The sequence below is a fragment of the Micromonospora fluostatini genome (assembly GCF_050410825.1).
In the GTDB taxonomy this organism is placed as follows: domain Bacteria; phylum Actinomycetota; class Actinomycetes; order Mycobacteriales; family Micromonosporaceae; genus Micromonospora; species Micromonospora rosaria.
Map to the genome: position 1 here is coordinate 3,146,004 of NZ_CP191251.1, position 16,517 is coordinate 3,162,520.

The 16,517-nt window shown below is 72.5% G+C and carries 23 protein-coding genes; 3 read left to right on the forward strand and 20 right to left on the reverse strand.

The window, feature by feature from the left end:
- Positions 1-50: 50 nt before the first annotated feature.
- Positions 51-656, forward strand: coding sequence for a hypothetical protein (locus ACQUFX_RS13545; protein WP_428966393.1), 606 nt, complete (start codon positions 51-53; stop codon positions 654-656).
- A 374-nt stretch (positions 657-1,030) separates the two neighbouring features.
- On the opposite strand, the gene ACQUFX_RS13550 is transcribed toward ACQUFX_RS13545, so the two are convergent.
- Entirely contained in the window at positions 1,031-1,714 is a 684-nt protein-coding gene (locus ACQUFX_RS13550) for a hypothetical protein (protein ID WP_428966394.1), read from the reverse strand.
- Positions 1,715-2,012: 298 nt separating this feature from the next.
- Here ACQUFX_RS13550 and ACQUFX_RS13555 point away from each other — a divergent pair, with 298 nt between their 5' ends.
- Together ACQUFX_RS13555 and ACQUFX_RS13560 are read left to right on the forward strand one after the other, a co-directional pair.
- Positions 2,013-2,393 (forward strand): hypothetical protein, encoded by a 381-nt coding sequence (locus ACQUFX_RS13555; RefSeq protein WP_428966395.1) that lies wholly within the window; start codon positions 2,013-2,015, stop codon positions 2,391-2,393.
- A 1-nt stretch (position 2,394) separates the two neighbouring features.
- Entirely contained in the window at positions 2,395-2,652 is a 258-nt protein-coding gene (locus ACQUFX_RS13560) for a hypothetical protein (RefSeq protein WP_428966396.1), read from the forward strand.
- 4 nt (positions 2,653-2,656) lie between these two features.
- Here the strand turns inward: ACQUFX_RS13560 and ACQUFX_RS13565 are convergent, their stop codons facing one another.
- From ACQUFX_RS13565 to ACQUFX_RS13655, 19 genes are all read right to left on the reverse strand, one after another.
- Positions 2,657-3,136: a hypothetical protein gene (locus tag ACQUFX_RS13565; protein WP_428966397.1), complete on the reverse strand. Its 480-nt coding sequence runs from the start codon at positions 3,134-3,136 to the stop codon at positions 2,657-2,659.
- Positions 3,137-3,406: 270 nt separating this feature from the next.
- Positions 3,407-4,030: a hypothetical protein gene (locus ACQUFX_RS13570; RefSeq protein WP_428966398.1), complete on the reverse strand. Its 624-nt coding sequence runs from the start codon at positions 4,028-4,030 to the stop codon at positions 3,407-3,409.
- Positions 4,031-4,302: 272 nt separating this feature from the next.
- Positions 4,303-4,578: a hypothetical protein gene (locus tag ACQUFX_RS13575; protein ID WP_428966399.1), complete on the reverse strand. Its 276-nt coding sequence runs from the start codon at positions 4,576-4,578 to the stop codon at positions 4,303-4,305.
- A 168-nt stretch (positions 4,579-4,746) separates the two neighbouring features.
- Positions 4,747-4,953, reverse strand: a complete 207-nt coding sequence (locus ACQUFX_RS13580) for a DUF397 domain-containing protein (RefSeq protein WP_428966400.1) — start codon at positions 4,951-4,953, stop codon at positions 4,747-4,749.
- Between the two features lie 23 nt (positions 4,954-4,976).
- Positions 4,977-5,870: a helix-turn-helix domain-containing protein gene (locus tag ACQUFX_RS13585; protein WP_428966401.1), complete on the reverse strand. Its 894-nt coding sequence runs from the start codon at positions 5,868-5,870 to the stop codon at positions 4,977-4,979.
- A gap of 228 nt (positions 5,871-6,098) precedes the next feature.
- A complete protein-coding gene (locus ACQUFX_RS13590; RefSeq protein ID WP_428966402.1) occupies positions 6,099-6,572 on the reverse strand; it encodes a hypothetical protein in 474 nt (157 codons plus the stop codon).
- An 81-nt stretch (positions 6,573-6,653) separates the two neighbouring features.
- Entirely contained in the window at positions 6,654-7,472 is an 819-nt protein-coding gene (locus ACQUFX_RS13595; protein WP_428966403.1) for a metal-dependent hydrolase, read from the reverse strand.
- A complete protein-coding gene (locus ACQUFX_RS13600; RefSeq protein ID WP_428966404.1) occupies positions 7,469-7,651 on the reverse strand; it encodes a hypothetical protein in 183 nt (60 codons plus the stop codon). The genes ACQUFX_RS13595 and ACQUFX_RS13600 overlap by 4 nt, the downstream gene beginning before the upstream one ends.
- Positions 7,652-7,751: 100 nt before the next feature.
- Positions 7,752-8,054: a hypothetical protein gene (locus ACQUFX_RS13605; protein WP_428966405.1), complete on the reverse strand. Its 303-nt coding sequence runs from the start codon at positions 8,052-8,054 to the stop codon at positions 7,752-7,754.
- Positions 8,055-8,386: 332 nt separating this feature from the next.
- Entirely contained in the window at positions 8,387-8,827 is a 441-nt protein-coding gene (locus tag ACQUFX_RS13610; protein WP_428966406.1) for a hypothetical protein, read from the reverse strand.
- A gap of 80 nt (positions 8,828-8,907) precedes the next feature.
- Positions 8,908-9,108 (reverse strand): hypothetical protein, encoded by a 201-nt coding sequence (locus ACQUFX_RS13615; RefSeq protein WP_428966407.1) that lies wholly within the window; start codon positions 9,106-9,108, stop codon positions 8,908-8,910.
- Between the two features lie 92 nt (positions 9,109-9,200).
- Positions 9,201-9,515 (reverse strand): hypothetical protein, encoded by a 315-nt coding sequence (locus ACQUFX_RS13620; RefSeq protein ID WP_428966408.1) that lies wholly within the window; start codon positions 9,513-9,515, stop codon positions 9,201-9,203.
- 77 nt (positions 9,516-9,592) lie between these two features.
- On the reverse strand, positions 9,593-10,162 hold the full coding sequence (locus tag ACQUFX_RS13625) for a hypothetical protein (protein ID WP_428966409.1): 570 nt from the start codon (positions 10,160-10,162) through the stop codon (positions 9,593-9,595).
- 40 nt (positions 10,163-10,202) lie between these two features.
- Positions 10,203-12,944 carry a hypothetical protein gene (locus ACQUFX_RS13630; RefSeq protein WP_428966410.1) on the reverse strand — a complete coding sequence of 914 codons (2,742 nt, stop codon included), beginning with the start codon at positions 12,942-12,944 and terminating at the stop codon, positions 10,203-10,205.
- Positions 12,945-12,976: 32 nt separating this feature from the next.
- On the reverse strand, positions 12,977-14,404 hold the full coding sequence (locus ACQUFX_RS13635; protein ID WP_428966411.1) for a hypothetical protein: 1,428 nt from the start codon (positions 14,402-14,404) through the stop codon (positions 12,977-12,979).
- Positions 14,404-15,231 carry a hypothetical protein gene (locus ACQUFX_RS13640; protein WP_428966412.1) on the reverse strand — a complete coding sequence of 276 codons (828 nt, stop codon included), beginning with the start codon at positions 15,229-15,231 and terminating at the stop codon, positions 14,404-14,406. Before ACQUFX_RS13640 ends, ACQUFX_RS13635 begins: the two co-directional genes overlap by 1 nt.
- 44 nt (positions 15,232-15,275) lie before the next feature.
- Positions 15,276-15,467: a hypothetical protein gene (locus tag ACQUFX_RS13645; RefSeq protein ID WP_428966413.1), complete on the reverse strand. Its 192-nt coding sequence runs from the start codon at positions 15,465-15,467 to the stop codon at positions 15,276-15,278.
- Between the two features lie 5 nt (positions 15,468-15,472).
- Positions 15,473-15,955: a hypothetical protein gene (locus tag ACQUFX_RS13650; protein WP_428966414.1), complete on the reverse strand. Its 483-nt coding sequence runs from the start codon at positions 15,953-15,955 to the stop codon at positions 15,473-15,475.
- Between the two features lie 264 nt (positions 15,956-16,219).
- Positions 16,220-16,507 carry a hypothetical protein gene (locus tag ACQUFX_RS13655; RefSeq protein WP_428966415.1) on the reverse strand — a complete coding sequence of 96 codons (288 nt, stop codon included), beginning with the start codon at positions 16,505-16,507 and terminating at the stop codon, positions 16,220-16,222.
- Positions 16,508-16,517: the final 10 nt, after the last annotated feature.

Genomic DNA, 16,517 nt, shown 5'->3' on the forward strand with positions numbered 1-16,517 from the left:
CGACTCGGGCGCCGGTGGACTGCCAGCCGGCGCCCGACCACCCTGTGGGGATGCTCAGATCACGACGGGCCGTGCTCGCCGTCCTGCTCACGCTGGCTGTGGCCGGCTGCACGGGCGAGCCGGCTTCCTCCCCCACCTTGTCCCCGCCCGGCCCGCCCGTCGGCGACGCGGTCGACCCGACGGGCCCGCCGCCGGCGACAGCCGGCCCGGTGGCCAACGGTGCGACCTGGCCGGACGGTCTGTCCGCGCGGCTGGTGAGCGTGCAGCGGGTGCCGAACTCGTGGGGCGTGGACGTGCCGGCGTCGCTGGCCCTGGTCCGCTTGACCTTGGAGGTCGTCAACGGCAGTGGCGAGGACCTACCGGTGGTGCCGGACTCCCGGGAGATGACCTTGTTGCACGGGCCGGAACAGGAGGAGGCCGGGTCCCCGACCGGCTACCGGTACACCGATCCGGCCGAGCGGCGGCGTAAGGCGCTGCGCATCGACGGGGGTACGCAGATCCCGGTTGGTGGCCGGGCCCAGTTCGTCGAGTCCGGCACGGTGCCGGTCGACGAGCTGGGCGAGCTGACCGTGGTGGTTGACCTGCCGTCGGTCGACGGGCTCCGGGATCCGTTCACCCTGACCGGCGTCGAGAGCCTGCTCAAGACGGTCTCGTGACTCCCCCGCCACGGCCCTGCGCGCGAACCAGGGCCGCGGCGGGCGGCGTCACCTTGATGTCGGTCGGCTGTGTTACCGTCTCGACGAGCTGGGCTCGAAGAGTCCACCGTTCCCCACCGCTGTGGGGGTGATCCCGACCCTCCGTCGTCGGACATGCCGCTCCCCACCGTCGTGGGGGTGAACCGCCACAGATGTGACGCGTCAGCGCGGTTCTGGTTGCCGTTCCCCACCGCTGTGGGGGTGATCCCGAGGCACAGCCTTCGGGCGTCTCCTTCCCCACCTCCGTGAGGGTGACCCTCTTCGTCGGGGACGGGATGGCCTACGTCACCAGTTCGCAGCTCCGCCCATGTCGGGCGGAGCTGCGAACGCCTCGACTACTCGCCCTCGACGGGAACGAGGACCGGGTCGACGCCGAGGTACCGGGCGGCCGTGGCCAGCCCGCTCTCCTTCGCCTCGGTCTTGCGGATCCGGTTGGCGCACCACCGCCAGCCCAGGTTCGACAACTTGTTGGCGCCTGCGCCAAGCGGGGTGTCGGCGTAATCGTCAAGGACCTTGACGGTGACGAGGTCGCGGTGCTGGTGCACGGCACGGGCCAGGCGCAGCAGCTTGGCTTCACGCCCGGACTCCCGGTCCTCGGTGTTGTACCCCTCGGGGACCCGCTCGGTGTCGCCCCGGCGCCATGCCTCGACGAGGTCGTGGATCTCGGGGTAGTCGGTGAGCACGGTGGTGGGCCAGCGGGGCAGGAGCTTTCGGCAGGCCCAGAACAGGGCCCGCAGTTCGGCGGCCAGCTCGCCGGCGCCGTCGTAGCGCCGCTGGGTGGTGGTGGCCCCGAGCCCGTAGTGGCCGTCGCTGGCCAGGTATCCCCACCCTCGGGGGTGGGACACCTGAGCGAGGCCGTCCTCCCGGGTGCCGGGGTGGCGGCGGCGCCACTCGGCGGCGGCGACGTCGTCGTGCTGATACCAGCCGACGACGCCGACCTGAATGGGGGTGCCTTCGGGCACGACGAGGCGCTGGAGCTGGCGTTCGATGATCCACCGGTCACGCTTGAGGGATTGCATGCTCCCTCGCTTGGATTCGCCAACGGTGGCTTCGCGCATCGGCTGCGGGTTCGCGCAGATCCACCGGGCCTTCAGGGTGGCCCACGGCTCCGGGTGGACCCATGCTCCGTCCCGCTGCACGCAGATGATCTTGCAGTTCGTGCAGATCCACTCGCCACCACCCGACATGTGGTGCCCACCACCCTCCATTGACACACCCGGCGGAGAGACTATCGGGCCGGGCCATCACCGGCCCGACGCCGGGCAGCACGGGATGCCGTGCGGCACACCCACAACGGTGCGCCACCGGGGCGCGCCGATGACCGAGAGGAGCGCCATGCTGCGCGGATACGACGCCCCCCAGCCGGAGACGATCGACGAGGATGGCGCGTACGTCGACGCCGACGGCGCGTACGTCGACGCCGACGCCTGGGGCGCGGAGAACCGGTACGACCCGGAAGACCTGCCGCTGTGGGACTCCGGCTGCATCCAGGCCAGCGACTGCCCGCACGGAGGCAAGATCGGCACCGAGCGGCTGGTGCGGGGCGCCGACGGGCGGTGGGTGGGGCACACGGGCCTACTGCGGATCCGGGACTTGAGCCACCCGGACTGGACCGGGTTCGCCCACCGGGAGTGCGCCGACGCGGCGCTGGGCCTTGGCGGATGGGAGCGCCTCGACTTCCGTGTCGAGGAGGTCTGAGGTGAACCGGGAGCAGTTCCTCAGGAAGGTCGCCGCCCGGTATCCGGATGGCGAGGTGCTGGCCACCGCCACCGTGCTCTGGGAGGGCTGGGAGCTGGACAACTACGTGGCAGCGGTGCGCCAACGCGGCCAGGTGCGCCTGGTCACTACCGACCACGGTTCGGTGGTGGAGACGGAGGCGCACCTCGTCAGGGATGCGGTGCGCCGGCACGAGCAGGCAACCGCGTCGTGCCGGGAGCTGCTGGAGCAGCTGAGCTGACCGGTCAGTTGGCGACGCACACGGCGTCGGCGCGCTGGTCGACCAGCGCATCGGCGGTCGTGTGCCTGCGGTGCAGGGTGGTGACGGCAGCTTCGAAGGCGCGTTCGTCGTACCGGCCGCCGAGCATCCGGCCGACGGTGCGGCTGACGTGCTCGACGAAGGGGGTCGGCCAGGTGAGCGTGCGGTGGGCCAGGACGAGGCCGGTGTCGGCGTTGACGAGGACCACCGTGACCGCCAGGCGGCCGGTGCTGTCGCCGGCGCCCGATGGCAGGCCGCTGGCCGGGTCATGGCCGGGGTGGTACGGCACGTCGGACCAGCCGCGGGCCGGGCCGCCGAAGCGGTAGGCCAGGATCGCGGCGTGCTCGGCGTCGACCCAGGCGAACTCGGCCACCCCGTGGCGGAGGTCGACGACCTCCTGGTCGCCGGGCGCTGAGTAGAAGATCAGGAGCTGGACGCCGGTGGGGGTGATGCGCAGCTCGCTCACCTCTGGCCACTGCTGGACGCCCGGCCTGTACGGTTTCCCCACCTCGAGACCCACCGCGCGAGGGTAGGGGTGGCGGGCCGGGTGGGGCCGTCGGCTCGCCGACAGAACCCACGATTGTGGTTATGATCTCGCCAGCAGCTGACCGGTGACGGTCCGCTCCTGGTGCGCGACCCGCCCCGTGCGCGAACCGGGGCGGGTCGCACAGCAACAGCCCCGTCGGCCCTGTACGCGAACCAGGGCCGGCGGGGCTGTTGTCGTGTCCGGGTCGGCTCAGGCCCGGCCGTTGGGCGTGAACTCCGGAGCCGACCGCCACAGGCCGATGATCCGCGGCTCGCCCTCGGGGTGTCCGTGCGCCTCGTAGCCGAGGCGGTGCGCGGTCGTCAGGGACGCAGATCCGAGCGCGGTGGTGTAGCACGGCACCCCGAGCGGGTCGAGCTGCTGGTGCAGGCGCTCCAGCAACGCCGCCGTCAGACCCCGGCCCGGCTCCTCGATCGCCAGGTGGGTGAGGTGGAAGTGCGCCGGCAGCCGCTCCTTCGTGTCCCCGTGGCGGCGGGACTGGATGACGTACCGGTTCACGTACTGCCCGGTGGCCCGCGCCACCGCCTCCTCGTAGTCGGCGATCGCCCCCGGCTTTCGCTCGTCGAGCGGGTGGATGCCGGCGAGCAGCCCGGTGACTTCCGGTCCGTCGGTGAGGATCCACACCCGACCGAGCCGCAACAGCTGGCTCAGGTGCACCCGGGCCAGCTCGCCGGCCAGGCCCGCGACGGCCCCCGGGTCGTTCGCGATCCACCGCACGGTCCGGTCGACGGTGAGCGCCTGGGCCAGAAGCCGGCGCGCCCTGCCCCGGGTGGCGGGGTCCGTGTACGTGGCCAGGTCGACGAACTGCTGAGGCACGGCTGGCTCCTCCAGACAGGAGTGGCGACCCGGAGTCCGAGGTCGAGGAATGGGGGCGCGCCGCCCCGTCAGCACGGGGGGACCAACGCTGGCGACGCGCCCGGCTCAGGTGGTGCGCCCGTCCGCCGCCGGGGTGCTGTCGTGGCAGCGTCGCTCCCCGGCGGCGGACGGGTTGGCAGGCTCGTCTACCCGGGCCGCAGCGCGCGGCCTCGGAGGTCGGCCGGTCGGGTCCTGCGGCCGACGCGGGTAGGAGGCTCTGCCGGATGTGAAGGTCACGAGCGGGCCCCGTCCTCGGTCAGGACGTCGTCGGCCCAGGCGGCGCGGCTGCACGGGTGGATGTCCCGGCAGCGCGTGCAGGTGATGCGGCGGTGCAGTACGACCCGCTGCACCAGCGCGACCAGACCGGTGGCGCTGGGGCAGTGGATGGCGCGCAGGGTGAGCGCGTGCTCGCGGCGGTCGCTGCGGCTCTCGAACCGGACGTAGCCCTCGCCGGGCACGATCTCGGCGCCGCCGCGTGGCGGCGTGGCGAGGAAGTCGAAGTCGAGCACTGCACCCCCTTCCACTGTGGGCACATGCCCAACGTGGGACTGTCCCACTTTTGGGACTGACCCAAGCCTGCCACGCCCTCGCCTTGATCACAAGCAGTGACCTGCCCATATACCGAAAAGGACGAGCCGGCACCTCCGAGGTGCCGGCTCGTCCTTTTCGGTTGGGGCTCAGGCGTGGCCGAACTCCCGCCGCCCGGCGGCGGCGGCGAAGGCCGCCCAGCCGCCGGGGCCGAAGCGCAGCCGGGGACCGTCGGGGTCCTTGCTGTCGCGCACCAAGACCCCGGGGGTCTCGACGAGGCCGGCCACCTCGACGCAGTTGCCGGAGCCCTGGCTCTTACTGGCCTTGCGCCACCCTGTGTGCTGCGGGTCGAACATGCTTCCCTCTTTCCTCTTTCGGTTCATGCGGTCGCGAGCAGGTCGTCGGCCGCGTTGCGGATGAACGCCGCGCTGTCCGCATCCGACAGTGCGGCGTCACGCAGCCGGTCGTGCAGCTGCGCGTACACGTGGACCTCCTGGGGGTCGACCACGATGTGGTCCTGCAAAACCGTGTCGATGACTGCCACCAGAGGATCCTCAGGGTTGGGGTAGGCGTAGATTGAGTAGGGAGACGTGGGCGCCCAGCCCACACCGAGTGGCGCATCCACGGTCAGGATACGAACGCTAACGCCGGGACGCTCGGCGAGCTTGATCAGGTGCAGCAGCTGCTCACGCAGGATGTCAGGCGCGACCATCGGCCGCCGGACCACCATCTCTTCCAGCACCAACTGGTACCTGATCGCGCCGCACTCGAAAGCCTCCTGCTGCCGCTGAAGCCGACCCGCGACCACGCCGTCCGGGGTGGCGCCGTCAAGGTGCTCCTGGCGCGACACGCCCCGAGCGTACGCTTCGGTCTGAGCCAGCCCCGGCGGCAAGTACGGGTGGTACTCGCGGATGAGGGAAGCTCCGAGTTCGATGTTGGCGACGACCTGCTGGCGGGCACCCATATGCGGGTGGTCGCACTTCCACCAGCCGTCGGCATCCGCCGCCCTTATCAGCTCCACGGTGTCTCGGTAGCGAGGGTCGGCGTACTTGACGCCACACGCCTTGAGGATCTTGAGGATGTGCTTGCTGGAGATGCGGCGCTCCAGGTTGGTCAGCGGATTCTCCAAACGCGTCACCGCCTGGCGCGCCTCGCCGATGGCGGTGGCGAGACCGGCCTGGGTCAGACCGGCATCGACGCGCAACTGCTCGATGATGCGAGCCAGGCGAAGGCGCTGCACGAGAGGGCTGATGGTTGCGAGGGGGCTGGTCACCGAGCTACCTCCTGCTTGGGACAGTGCCAGTATGGGACACCTTACGTCCCAAGCGTAACGGACGGCACACACAGAACGTACTTACCTCGTCGCGCGTTGTGCTCATCCGATCATCCATCGATATGATTGGAAGTGGCCTGCGGGTTGGGCCGCCCTCGCCCCGGGTCCGGCGTCGCATCCGCCGGACCCGGGCGCGCACCGCCCACCGCCGGGCCCACACCGTGACGCTTACAAGTCGCGATACAGCACGGAGCGCGGGCAGGGCGGGTCAAGGCGGATCACGCCGTGCCGGACCGGCACGATCAGCTCTTCACAAAGGCCCGCCAGCCAGAGCTGCGGCGCGTCCGGCGCCTCCAGGTTTGCCTGGGCGAACGCCGAGGGCTCGTGCCGCACCACCACCTCCACCCCCAGCCGGTCACCCTGAGGATGGGCGTGCCAGAGCTCGATCACCACGATGTTCAGGATCTCCCACGCACTCGGCTCGAGGCGCAGGGCCGGATCCACGATCACCCGGATCAGAGGCGTAAGCCGGAGCCGCTCCATTGCCGTCTCGTCCCACAGACGGCGACGCAGCGTCTTCGCGACGTACCGCAGTCCCTGGACGGCGGCGGTGAGGTCGTCGGCGGTGGCGATGATCTCCTGCGTGCCGTCGGGCAGTTCGGTCAGGGTCGGTGGCGGGGCCGGTTCGGTGGCCAGGGTCATGGTCTTCTCCTTGTCGGTTCGCTGGTCGCAGCGACCCCGCGCGCGCCGGGGCGGCCCCGGCGCCACGGGCAGCGCGGCGCGTCAGGTGGACAGGATGGCGGCGAACCCCAGTCCGACCACACCGATCATGGCGACGATCACCTTCTCCCCTGCCCCTCCGGTGACGATCCGCAGCGCGCGAGGGCTGCCGACGGCGCGCCACCGGCACCCTCGGATGCGGGCCGGCCACAGCAGCGGGGCGCCGGCCCGGGTGAGTGCGTCGCCCAGCGAGTGGGTGAGCACGCCGACGCCGGCAGCCAGGCCCGTCCACCCCCACGACGTGCCGGTGGGGGTGAGCAGGGCGAGGGCGGCGACGAAGACCAGGGCGAGCAGGATCGGCAGCGCGCCGGCGAGGTGGTACCGCACGGGCTGGGCGACGCCATGGAGCAGCGCGCTGACCGCCCGGTAGCGCAGCCGGCCGCTGAGGGCGCACCGTGCGGCCAGCCAGGCGCCGACGCCGGCGGCGGGTAGCCCGGCGGCCGGGCCGCCCCAGCTGGCGAGGGCGGCGACGGTCGCCCCGGCGGCGGCGGCGAACAGCGCGGTGTGGGTGAGCGCGCGGTGTCCACCCTGGTCGGGGCGGCGCTCGCAGTGCGCGCACCCGATCCGGCGCAGCGCGGCGGACCCGGCGGCGGTGACCCGGGCCAGGCCCCGGGTGACGGGGCCGAGGCTGCGGGCGATGGTGGAGTCGGGGTGGTCGATGTCGGGCAGCAGGGCGTACCCGGCGGCCACCGCCGCCCCGGCCGCGACGACGACCCCGCCGGGCGCGGTGTCGACGAGGCCGGCGTCGGTGGCCTCCCGCCAGCCGGCGCAGACGGCCAGCCAGGCGACGGCCCCGGACAAGGCGTGCGAGCGGCCCATCATGCCGCCGTCACCTCCGCCGGCGCTGCCTCCGCGGCCTCGCTCGGCCAGTCGGCGAGGGCGCGGAACTCGACGCGCGGGTCGGCGACGAGCGCCGCCATGGTCGGCGACGGGTCGGCGAGGATCTGCGGATGGGCCCTGGCGAGGGCACGGATTTCGTCAGCGGACTGCGTGTGGGTCATGGCTTCCTCCTTGCTGGCCGACGCGGTGGCGTCGGGCCGCCGGTGCGGCGGCCACCGCGCGGGCCTGGGGGTGCAGGCCCGACGGTGACGGTCGCGGCGGTCAGAGCCGGTAGATGCGGCGGGAGTGGCCGAAGCGCTCCTGGAGCTTGAGGAGCCACTCGGCGCCGGACTGCCCGCGGCGCTGCTGCCAGCTCTCGACGTCGGCCATGTCCGGGTACCACTCGAGCAGTGCCTCCGCGCACCGGACGCGGGCGGTCTCGTAGTCGGCGTCGTAGATCTCGCCGCCGACCATGAACTCGACGTCCGGCCGGGCCACCGGCGACGGCTCGACGGGACCGGGGACGATGATCCGGCCGATCGAGTTGATGTAGGCGAGCTTGCTTCGCTCACTGGGGTCGTGCATGGCGCTCTCCTTCGTGTCGGGGTTGGCCGCGGCTGCGGTCACCGCGCGGGCCCGGTGTTGCCGCCGGGCCCGACGGTGACGGTCGCGATCAGCCCTGGTTCGGACGGCGGGCGATGAGTCCGTCGCGCCCGAGCGAGCCGCCGCTGCGCTCGTTGTTGCCGCTCGGCGGACCAGCCTCCCTGCGGAGGAGGTCCAACGTGCGCGGCGCGCACGTGCGGCAGGTGCCACAGTTACAGTCCTTGCCTCTGGTGGCCATGTCGTATCGATCCCTTCCGGCGCGCCCCGGTGGCGGCCACCGCGCGGGCCTGGGGGTGCAGGCCCGACGGTGGCGGTCAGGACGCGGCCGAGGGGTCGACGACCTCGACGGTGACGCGGCCGAGGAAGGCCAGGGTGCGCAGCGCCGTCGACCCGCCGAACGCGGCGAGCGTCGGGTGCCACCAGCGCCCGCGCTCGTCGCAGGCGATGTCGTCGGCGCGGAACCGCAGGGTGAGCACCACGTCGAAGGCGCTTCCCCAGTGGGCGATGGAGGTGGCCCGGTCCCGGCTGGCCGGGTCGGCGAGGAGCGCCGAGGCATCGTTGACGATGACGTGGAGTCGGTCGCCGGCCGGCCACCGCGACTCGTTGAACTCGGCGGCCTGCCTGCCGCGCGTCCACATCAGGTCCTCGGCGTAGGCGAGGACGAGCCTGGCGTCCTCGAGGTGGCGCGCGGACACCTCGACGCGCTTCTCGCCGTCGGTGCGCAGTGCGTCGGTGACAGTGATCGTGAGAGGCATGGTCTCTCCTGGGGGTCGGGGATGGTCGCCTCCTGGCGTCCACCGCGCGCACCCGGGCGGCCCGGGTGCGACGGTGGCGGTCAGGCCGCGGTCAGGACGTACCGCTCGGTGTCGGGGTCGAGCACCAGCAGGCCGTCGCGGCCCATCGCCTTCACCTCCTCGGTGACGTCGCGCCCACCACCGTGCTGGCCCAGCCAGACGGTGTTGCGGGGGTCGCGGTGCAGGGCGTACGGGTCGCCGCCGGCGATCGCGGCGAGGATGCGCGCACGGAGCTCGGACACGGGGTTCCTCCAGGGCTGGTCAGGGCTGTGGTGGCCGCCTCGCTGGCGGCCACCGCGCGGGCCCGGCGTACGTCCGGGCCCCACGGTGGCGGTCAGCGGATGGCGTCGTTGAGCTCGGCGGCCCTGGCCTGGGCGCTGGCGACGACCGCGTGGAAGTTCGAGGCGCTGGGGCTGGTCCACCCGATGTGGACCTGGTCGCCTCCGACGATGACCAGAGGCTGGTACTCCCCCGGACGACCGTCACGCGGCACCGGGAGCGCCGAGTCCCTGCCGATCACCACCTGGACCGCCTGGTCCGGCTCGCACTGCGTCCGCGCCTGTTCGACGTCGCGGAACGCCCGGCCCCACTCCCCCACGATCACGGCGATCCACTCGCCGCGCCGAACCTCGGTGTTCTTGTCGGACATGCGTTCTCCCTTCCTCTTGGTCGCTTCCTGGCCACCACCGCACGGGCCCGGACGCGGGTCGGGCCCGACGGTGGCCGTCAGGCGCTGGTCTCCTGGATGAGCTCGGTGTTGGCGCCGGCCGCGGTCAGCGTCTCCACAGCCTGGCGAGCAGGGGCGAGCCCCTCGTGCGCGGTCTTGGCCAGCTCGATCGCCTCGCCGAGCTGGGTGCTGGCCTCCCCGATCATCTGGCCGATGATGGGAATCAGCTGCCCCGCGTACTCGATGGCGGTCCGGGTGGCCTGGGTAGGCTTGGCCGCGCCCTGGGTCAAGTCCTGCAGCTGCTGGTAGATGGAGCGGATGTTCTCCCGCAGCGGGGCGAGGTGGTCGACGGCGTCGTTGGTCTTGTTCAGCTCGCCCTTGAGCTCGTCGATCAGGCGCTCGAGGACGGCCAGCTCCGTATCGTCCGCGTTGCCCACCGTCGTCTCACCGCCGGCGGACTCGGTGGTCTGGGTGGGTCCGGCGAGCGTCTGCTCGGCGGACTGGGCGATCGTGGTGTCGATGTCGGCGAGGGCCTGATCGACACGCTCCTGGACGGTCGGTGCCGGGGCGTCGCCCGGCCCCGGAGTGGTCGGCTCGGGGGCCGGCGAGGTGGTGGTGTTCTGATCCATCGTCGTTACTCCTGGTGTCGTGGTGTGCTGGTGTGCGATCTCAGGCCTCGGCCATCTGGTCCTCGAGCTGCCGTTCTGCCGCCCGCTCGGCGGCGAGGCGCTCGTCGTGGGCGCTCGGGCCGGCCACCCGGGCGGCGAGCTGCTCGAGAACCTGCTGGCCGCGCGCGCTGCCCTTCGGGGTGGGGTGGTAGATCCCGTCCCTGCGGGTGATCATGGCCTCTCTCTCCAGGGCAGACAGGGCGCTGGTGATGGCGCTGGGGTGGGGGTACTTGTCCCAGCCCGCCCGCTCCTGCCACATGGGGTGCTCGGCCACGTCACCGCGGCTGCTGCCGGGCTTGGTGGCGATGAGCGCCATCAGCACGTCCTTGGCGTGCACCTGCGGGCCGGTGGCCACGACCTTGGTGCCGCCGGTGACGGTGGCGCTGGTGGTGTCGACGGTCGTGGCGATCCGCTCGGCGTCGGCGAGCAACTTGTCCAGCCCGTTGGGACCCTTGCCCATCTCCCAGACGTCCCACAGGCCCTCGCGCTTGAACACCTCGATGGTGGCGTCCGGCAGCGTGGGCGCGGGCAGGAGCAGCTCCCCGCTGGGGCTGTAGAGCTGGTCGTAAAGGCTGCCCTCGACGTCCTTACGGGTGACGAACGCTCCCCGCATCGGGATCGGGTCGGCGTCGCCGCAGATGTAGAGCATGGCTCCGGGCAGCCGAGGCAACCCTGACGGGCGGTACGGCCCCTTGTACCCGGTCATGAGCGCCGAGTGGTCGGACATCCGGGCCAGCTTCATCGCGATCATGTTGATTTGGTCGCGCAGCACCGAGTCACCCATGTCGGCGAGCCCGCCGCTCTGGGTGGCGATGGCCTGGTGGATGGCGGTGGCCCGCTGCAGGCGCACCGTGTAGAGCAGCCGCTTGATGAACTTCTCGTCGGCGGCCTGCTCGTGAAACTCCTCCCACAGGGCCCATAGCACCGGGCCGTCGCGCTCAACGTCCCAGACGGGCTCGACAGGCCGACCCTCGCGACCGTGTCGGTCGGTGGTGCGCAGGGTCGACAGGTACTTCTGCCGGCGCTGGCGCTCCATGTCGAGGCTGCGCCAGATAACCTCCCGGTGCTCCTGGGTGCAACCCATCGGAATGACCCCGACGAGCTCCAGGTAGTCCATGAACATCTTCGGGTCGTGCAGTACCGGCAGGATCCTCCCGGTGGCGAGCCGGTTGAGGATGGCGATCTGCCCGTTGACCGATTTACCGGAGCCGGTGACCCCGAAGGTGGAGCTGCCGCCGGCCTGGCCGGGGACGTACAGCACCTCCTCGACGTCGTCGCCGAGCAGCGTGCGGCCCATGTGTCCGTACATCGCCCCGTTGGGGGCGATGCGGATGCCGGCCTTGCCCTTCCAGTGCACGGTCTCGCCCAGGGGGGCCTCGTCGCTGACGATGAGCACCGCCCGGTTGGGCTTGTTGTCCGGCCGGTCGACCACGGTGACGAGGTACGGGGCCTTGTTCATGACGTCGGCGATCCAACCCTTGGCGTACGCCAGCGGCGACGCCTCCTGGCCCGCGAGGGGCACCAGGGCGCCGGGGGCGGCGTCGACCATGAACTCCCAGCCGATGTGGACGGTCTCGCCCTCGACGTAGGAGGTCAGCCGCCGGGTCAGCTTTGGCAGGATCCGGGTGTGCGGGAGCACCTGCTTGAGACTGCCGGGCACCGTGGCCAGGCCGGAGATGCGGCGCCACTCGGCGGCCATCCACTCGCCCATCGCCTCGGGCGTGGCGGGGGTGGCGACCTCCTCGACGACGGCCGTCTCCTGCGCCCGCTCGGCGGCGAGCCGGGCCTCCTCGGCCTGACGCCGGGCCTCCTCGGCGGCAGCCTGCTCGGCGGCGAGGCGCTCGAGCTCCTTGCGCGCCTCCTCCTCGGCACGCCGGCGGACCATGTCCCGCAGCCGGTCGCGGCGGTCGGACAGCTCCTTCCAATAGGTGCGGCACACCGCCCACACGAACAGCAGCCCGAAGGCCAGGGCCACGCACCCTTGCGGGGTGTCGAGGGTGGCGTTGGCGGCACCGGCGGCGGCCAGCCACGCCCCCGAGGACAGGGAGGCGACGGCGTAGCGCAGTGCCACGGTACGGGCGCGCCGGTCGCGGCCGACCTCGCTCTTGCCCTTGCGCGGGGGGCGCATCCGGCCGACGAGGTAGGCCACGGCGTAGGCCGCGACCGCACCGGCGGTGGCCAGGCCGATTCCGAGTGCCCATTCGAGGGCGGCGTTGTCGAGGGAGACGACGGTGAGGCCGGCACCGAGGACGCCGAGTCCGGCGCCGGCGGAGGGGATGTGGTCCTTCAGGTCGGCATGCGCCTTGCGGGCCTGCCCCTGGGCACCGTCGCGCAGGGCCTCGACCTTGGCCCGGGCGGCGTCGATGGCGGCCTGGCGCCGCCGGTCGATGACCATGCGCACGGCCTCGGCGGCCCGGGCCCGGCCGCCGGCGACGGGGTTGGTGTCGCGGGCGAAGACCTCGACGGGCACGAGCTCGACGGGGTGGTCTGCGCAGCACCTGGGGCTGGGGACGTCGTCCTCACCGAAGGTCCAGGCGACGGTGGGGCAGGTCTGCTCCCCGTCGGACTTCAGGCACACCCACAGGGTTCCGGTCGGCAGGAAGGTCTCCTGGTCGACGGGCACCTCCGTCGGGTGGGGGACGATCACCCCGCTGGCGTCCTTCCACAGGTTCGACATCTTGACGCCCCGGGGCAGGCCGCCCCGGGGGGCGACGTAGCGGGGGTGGAGCGTGGGGGCAGCCATGGCAATTCCTCCTTCGCGGCTGGGTCGTGGGGTCAGCTGGCGCGGCTGACGAGCCGGCGCGAGGCGCCGACGGCGGCGAGGATGCTCTCGGCGTCGCGGCCAGCCTGCTGGCCTCGGCGGGCCAGGTCGGCCTGCTCGGCGGTGGCCTCCAGCGCGCGGGACACCACGTCGATGGACTCGTCGAGCGCGATCGTGAAGGCCAGGCCCGCCGCAGCGGCCTGTCGGGTGGCGGTGGGGGCCTTGTCGTTGGCGCGCTCGGTGATCTCCCGGGACAGGGCGCCGATGGCCCGCCGGCGGGGGGCGAGGCTGTCGACGTGGTCGCGCAGGGCGCCCAGGGCCTCGAGCAGGTGGCCCAGCTTGGTGTCGATCGCCTCCAGGTTGGTCGTACCCATCGGGGTGACGACGGCGGTGTTCATCGTGTTCTTCTCCTCGCGTGCGTTGTGGCCGTTACCCGGGCGGTCCGGGTAGTCGCCCGCGTACCAGGCGGCGGCCTGGGTGAGCTCGTCCCCAGCGGGCGGGGCCGGGGCCAGGCTGGCCTGCGGTCGGGGCTGGGCGGTGGTCGGCCGGCTGACCGGAGCCGGGGCCGGCTTCGGCGCGGGGGGCGCGGTGGGGCGGGGCGGGGTCGCCGGAACGGCGGGCTGACGCGGCGCGGTCGGCAGGGTCGGTGCCCCCGGGGCGGGGGCGGGGTTGCCCGGCTTGACCGGGCCCCCGCCCGCCGTCTTGCCCTGCCCGGCAGGGGCAGGCTTGCCCGCCTCCGGGGCGGAGGGCTCGTCAGCCCTGCCCTGTCCGGCCGGAGCGGCCTTCTCGGCCCCCCGGGGGGACGGCTTGTCGGTGCGCGCGGTCGGGTCGACGCGGGGCTTCGTCGTCGAGTCGGCGGGCTTGGCCAGGGTCGGGTCGGCCGGCTTGGCCACCGCCTTGCCGACCCCGGGGCGAGCGGTGGCCGCCTCCTTGAGTGACCCGCCGTTGGCCAGAACCGTCTTGGCGGCTCCGTACCCCTCGGCGAAGCCCTCGTTGAACCGGGCGTTGCCGAGGCGGGCCCGGCGATGGTTGCGGGCGATGGCCTGCCACACCCGCCTGGGGCCGGACAGCCGGGCCGGGGTCTCGTCGGTGGGCCGGCCCTTCTTCTTCCACTCCCGCAGTTCCTCGCGGGCCTGGGCCCGGGCCGCCCGGTCGGCGGCGAGCCAGGCCAGGTCGTCTTCGATGCGCTGAGCCTGGGTCTGCGCCTTGCGGATGCGCTTGGCCCGGTCCCGGATCGCCTTCTCGTGACCGGCCCGACGCAGGCGGGTGGCCCGGCGGGCGGCGACGGCGTCGGCGTCCTGTCCCCGCAGCCGCTCGATGCCGACGGCGATGGCGGCGACGACACCGGCGGCCGGCCCGAAGGCCAGCATCATGAAGCCGATGAACCCGCCGGCGACGACCTTCTCCTTGTCCTGCTGCTCGGTGTCCTGCTGCGGAGCCATCACGCCACCCCAGTGATCAGGTCGAGCCCGCTGTTGGCGTTGGTGTTGATCCACGCGATGGCGGCGGACCCGAACAGGGACAGCAGCGGCTGCCCGAAGGCGGCCAGGCGGCGGGCGTGCTGGTCGGGCTCCTTGTCGGCGATGTCGGCGACGGCGGCGATGGCCAGGCCGAGGCCGACGAACCCGCCGACGAGGCGCACGGCGAGCATCCACCCGGGCGAGAGCCATTCGGCCAACAGCCCGTCGATGTAGACGACGGCGGTGGTGATCACCAGGCCGGCCAGGACGTGCACCGCCAGGGCGAACCACTTCCACGGGACCTTGTGCTTCTGCGAGCCCAGCACCAGCTTGGAGATGGACAGGCAGTAGTACAGAGTGATGCCCGCCATGACCGCTGCGGCGACGCCGCCGCCGAGGCCACGCGGGTTGGACACCAGGGCGGCGACGGCGGCGAAGCCCGGCGGCAGCAGGGTGGGCACCAGCAGTGCGGCGTGACGGGCGTCCTTGTCGGGCTTGCCGTCGGCCAGGTCTCGGATCAGCACCACGATGAGCTTGACGGCGTGCCAGCCGAAGGTCAGCGCGATGATCGAGCCGATCGCCCCGAGGATCTCGCCCCGGCCGGTGAGGCTGGTGAGCCACCGGGTGACCTGGTAGAGGGCGGCGCCGAGCAGGAGGCCGCAGAGAGCCTCCACGGCGAACGCGACCCAGAGCACCATGCGGCTGCTGCTGGTCTTGGGCTCGAGGGCCTTGACGCCGAGGGTCCGCAGGGCGATGACGCCGCCAACGCCGATGACGAGCAGCCAGGGGTTGGTGAAGACGTTGTCCACGGGAGCCTCCTTCCGAGGCGGTAGTGGGTGGGGGCGCTCGCGCGCTAGCTGAAGATCTGGATGAACAGGAGGGTCAGCAGGACGCCGCTGATCACGACGGTGACCGCGGTCATGACCTTGACGGCACGAGCCTTGCGCGACCGCGGGGAAAGAAGTCGGTCGACCACCAGGTGCAGGGCGACGGCGAAGGCCAGGTTGACCAGGGCGCTGAGGAAGAGGATCAAGGGGCCGGTCATGACCCTCACCCGGTGACGGTTCGGGCGACCCGGTAGGTCGCGTAGGACAGGGCCAGGGCCCCGGTGGCGACCGCGCCGCGCCGCCGAGTGGCGAACGCGAGGTCGATCAGCCGGACCGTGAAGCTGACCCCGAGGCAGACGGCGCCGACGGCGACCGCCGGAAGCCAGAGGACCCAGTGGGGCACCTCGCTCTTGGCGGGGATGACCCGGCGGGCCCGGTCGAGGACCGACTCGGGGCGCTCGGTGAACGACCAGCTGGTCGCCAGCCCCTCGGCAGCTCCCTGCAGGTGGGGTCGCAGAAAGTTACTTCCCTTGCCCCCTTGGCGCATGGCCTTCTCGGGTGATATCGCGCGTGTGCGCGCGGCGCCCTGGCCGGTTTCGGGGCCCAAGGCGGGCTGAACCAGGGTCAGGGCGGGGCGCACGCGCGCAGGCGCATCGCTACTGTCCGTGTTGCGCAAGGTCGCGGTCGCGGTCTTCTGCGGGTTCATGAGCACCTCCTTGGTTGATGCGGCGCGCCAGGCCGAGAACGGTCGTCAGCGCGGTGGGTATCTCGTCGGGTTTGTTCTTGCACTCCGCCATCAGCCACCCGAACGCGGCGCTGAGCCGATGGAGCGGGGTGGTGATGGACTTCTGGCGCTTCTCGTGGATCTCCCGCCGAGACCGCGCTCGGCGCTCCTCAGCTCGGCGGGCTCGGGTCTCGGCGGCCGTCCATCTGGCCGGCAACAGGCGGGCCCGCATCGTGTTCTCCCTGGTCAGAAGTGGTCGATGCGGCCGTCCGTACGGGCGCACAGCCCGGTCGCCATGGCCCCGGCGCACGCCGCGAGCCCGCCGGCGACCACCCGGTCGTCCTTCGCAGGGCCGAAGGTCACGCCGGCGCCAGCGGTGATCGCGCCGAGGATGCCGATCGTCAGCACGACCCGGCGCACCAACGCCAGGCGGGTCGTCGGCGTGGGCGCCGCGGCCAAACGGATGCGGTTGTCGTCGACGACGGGGGTGGTACCGGCCGCCTCGGGGCGGGTAGCGATGGCGGTAGTGGGCACGGTTCTCCTC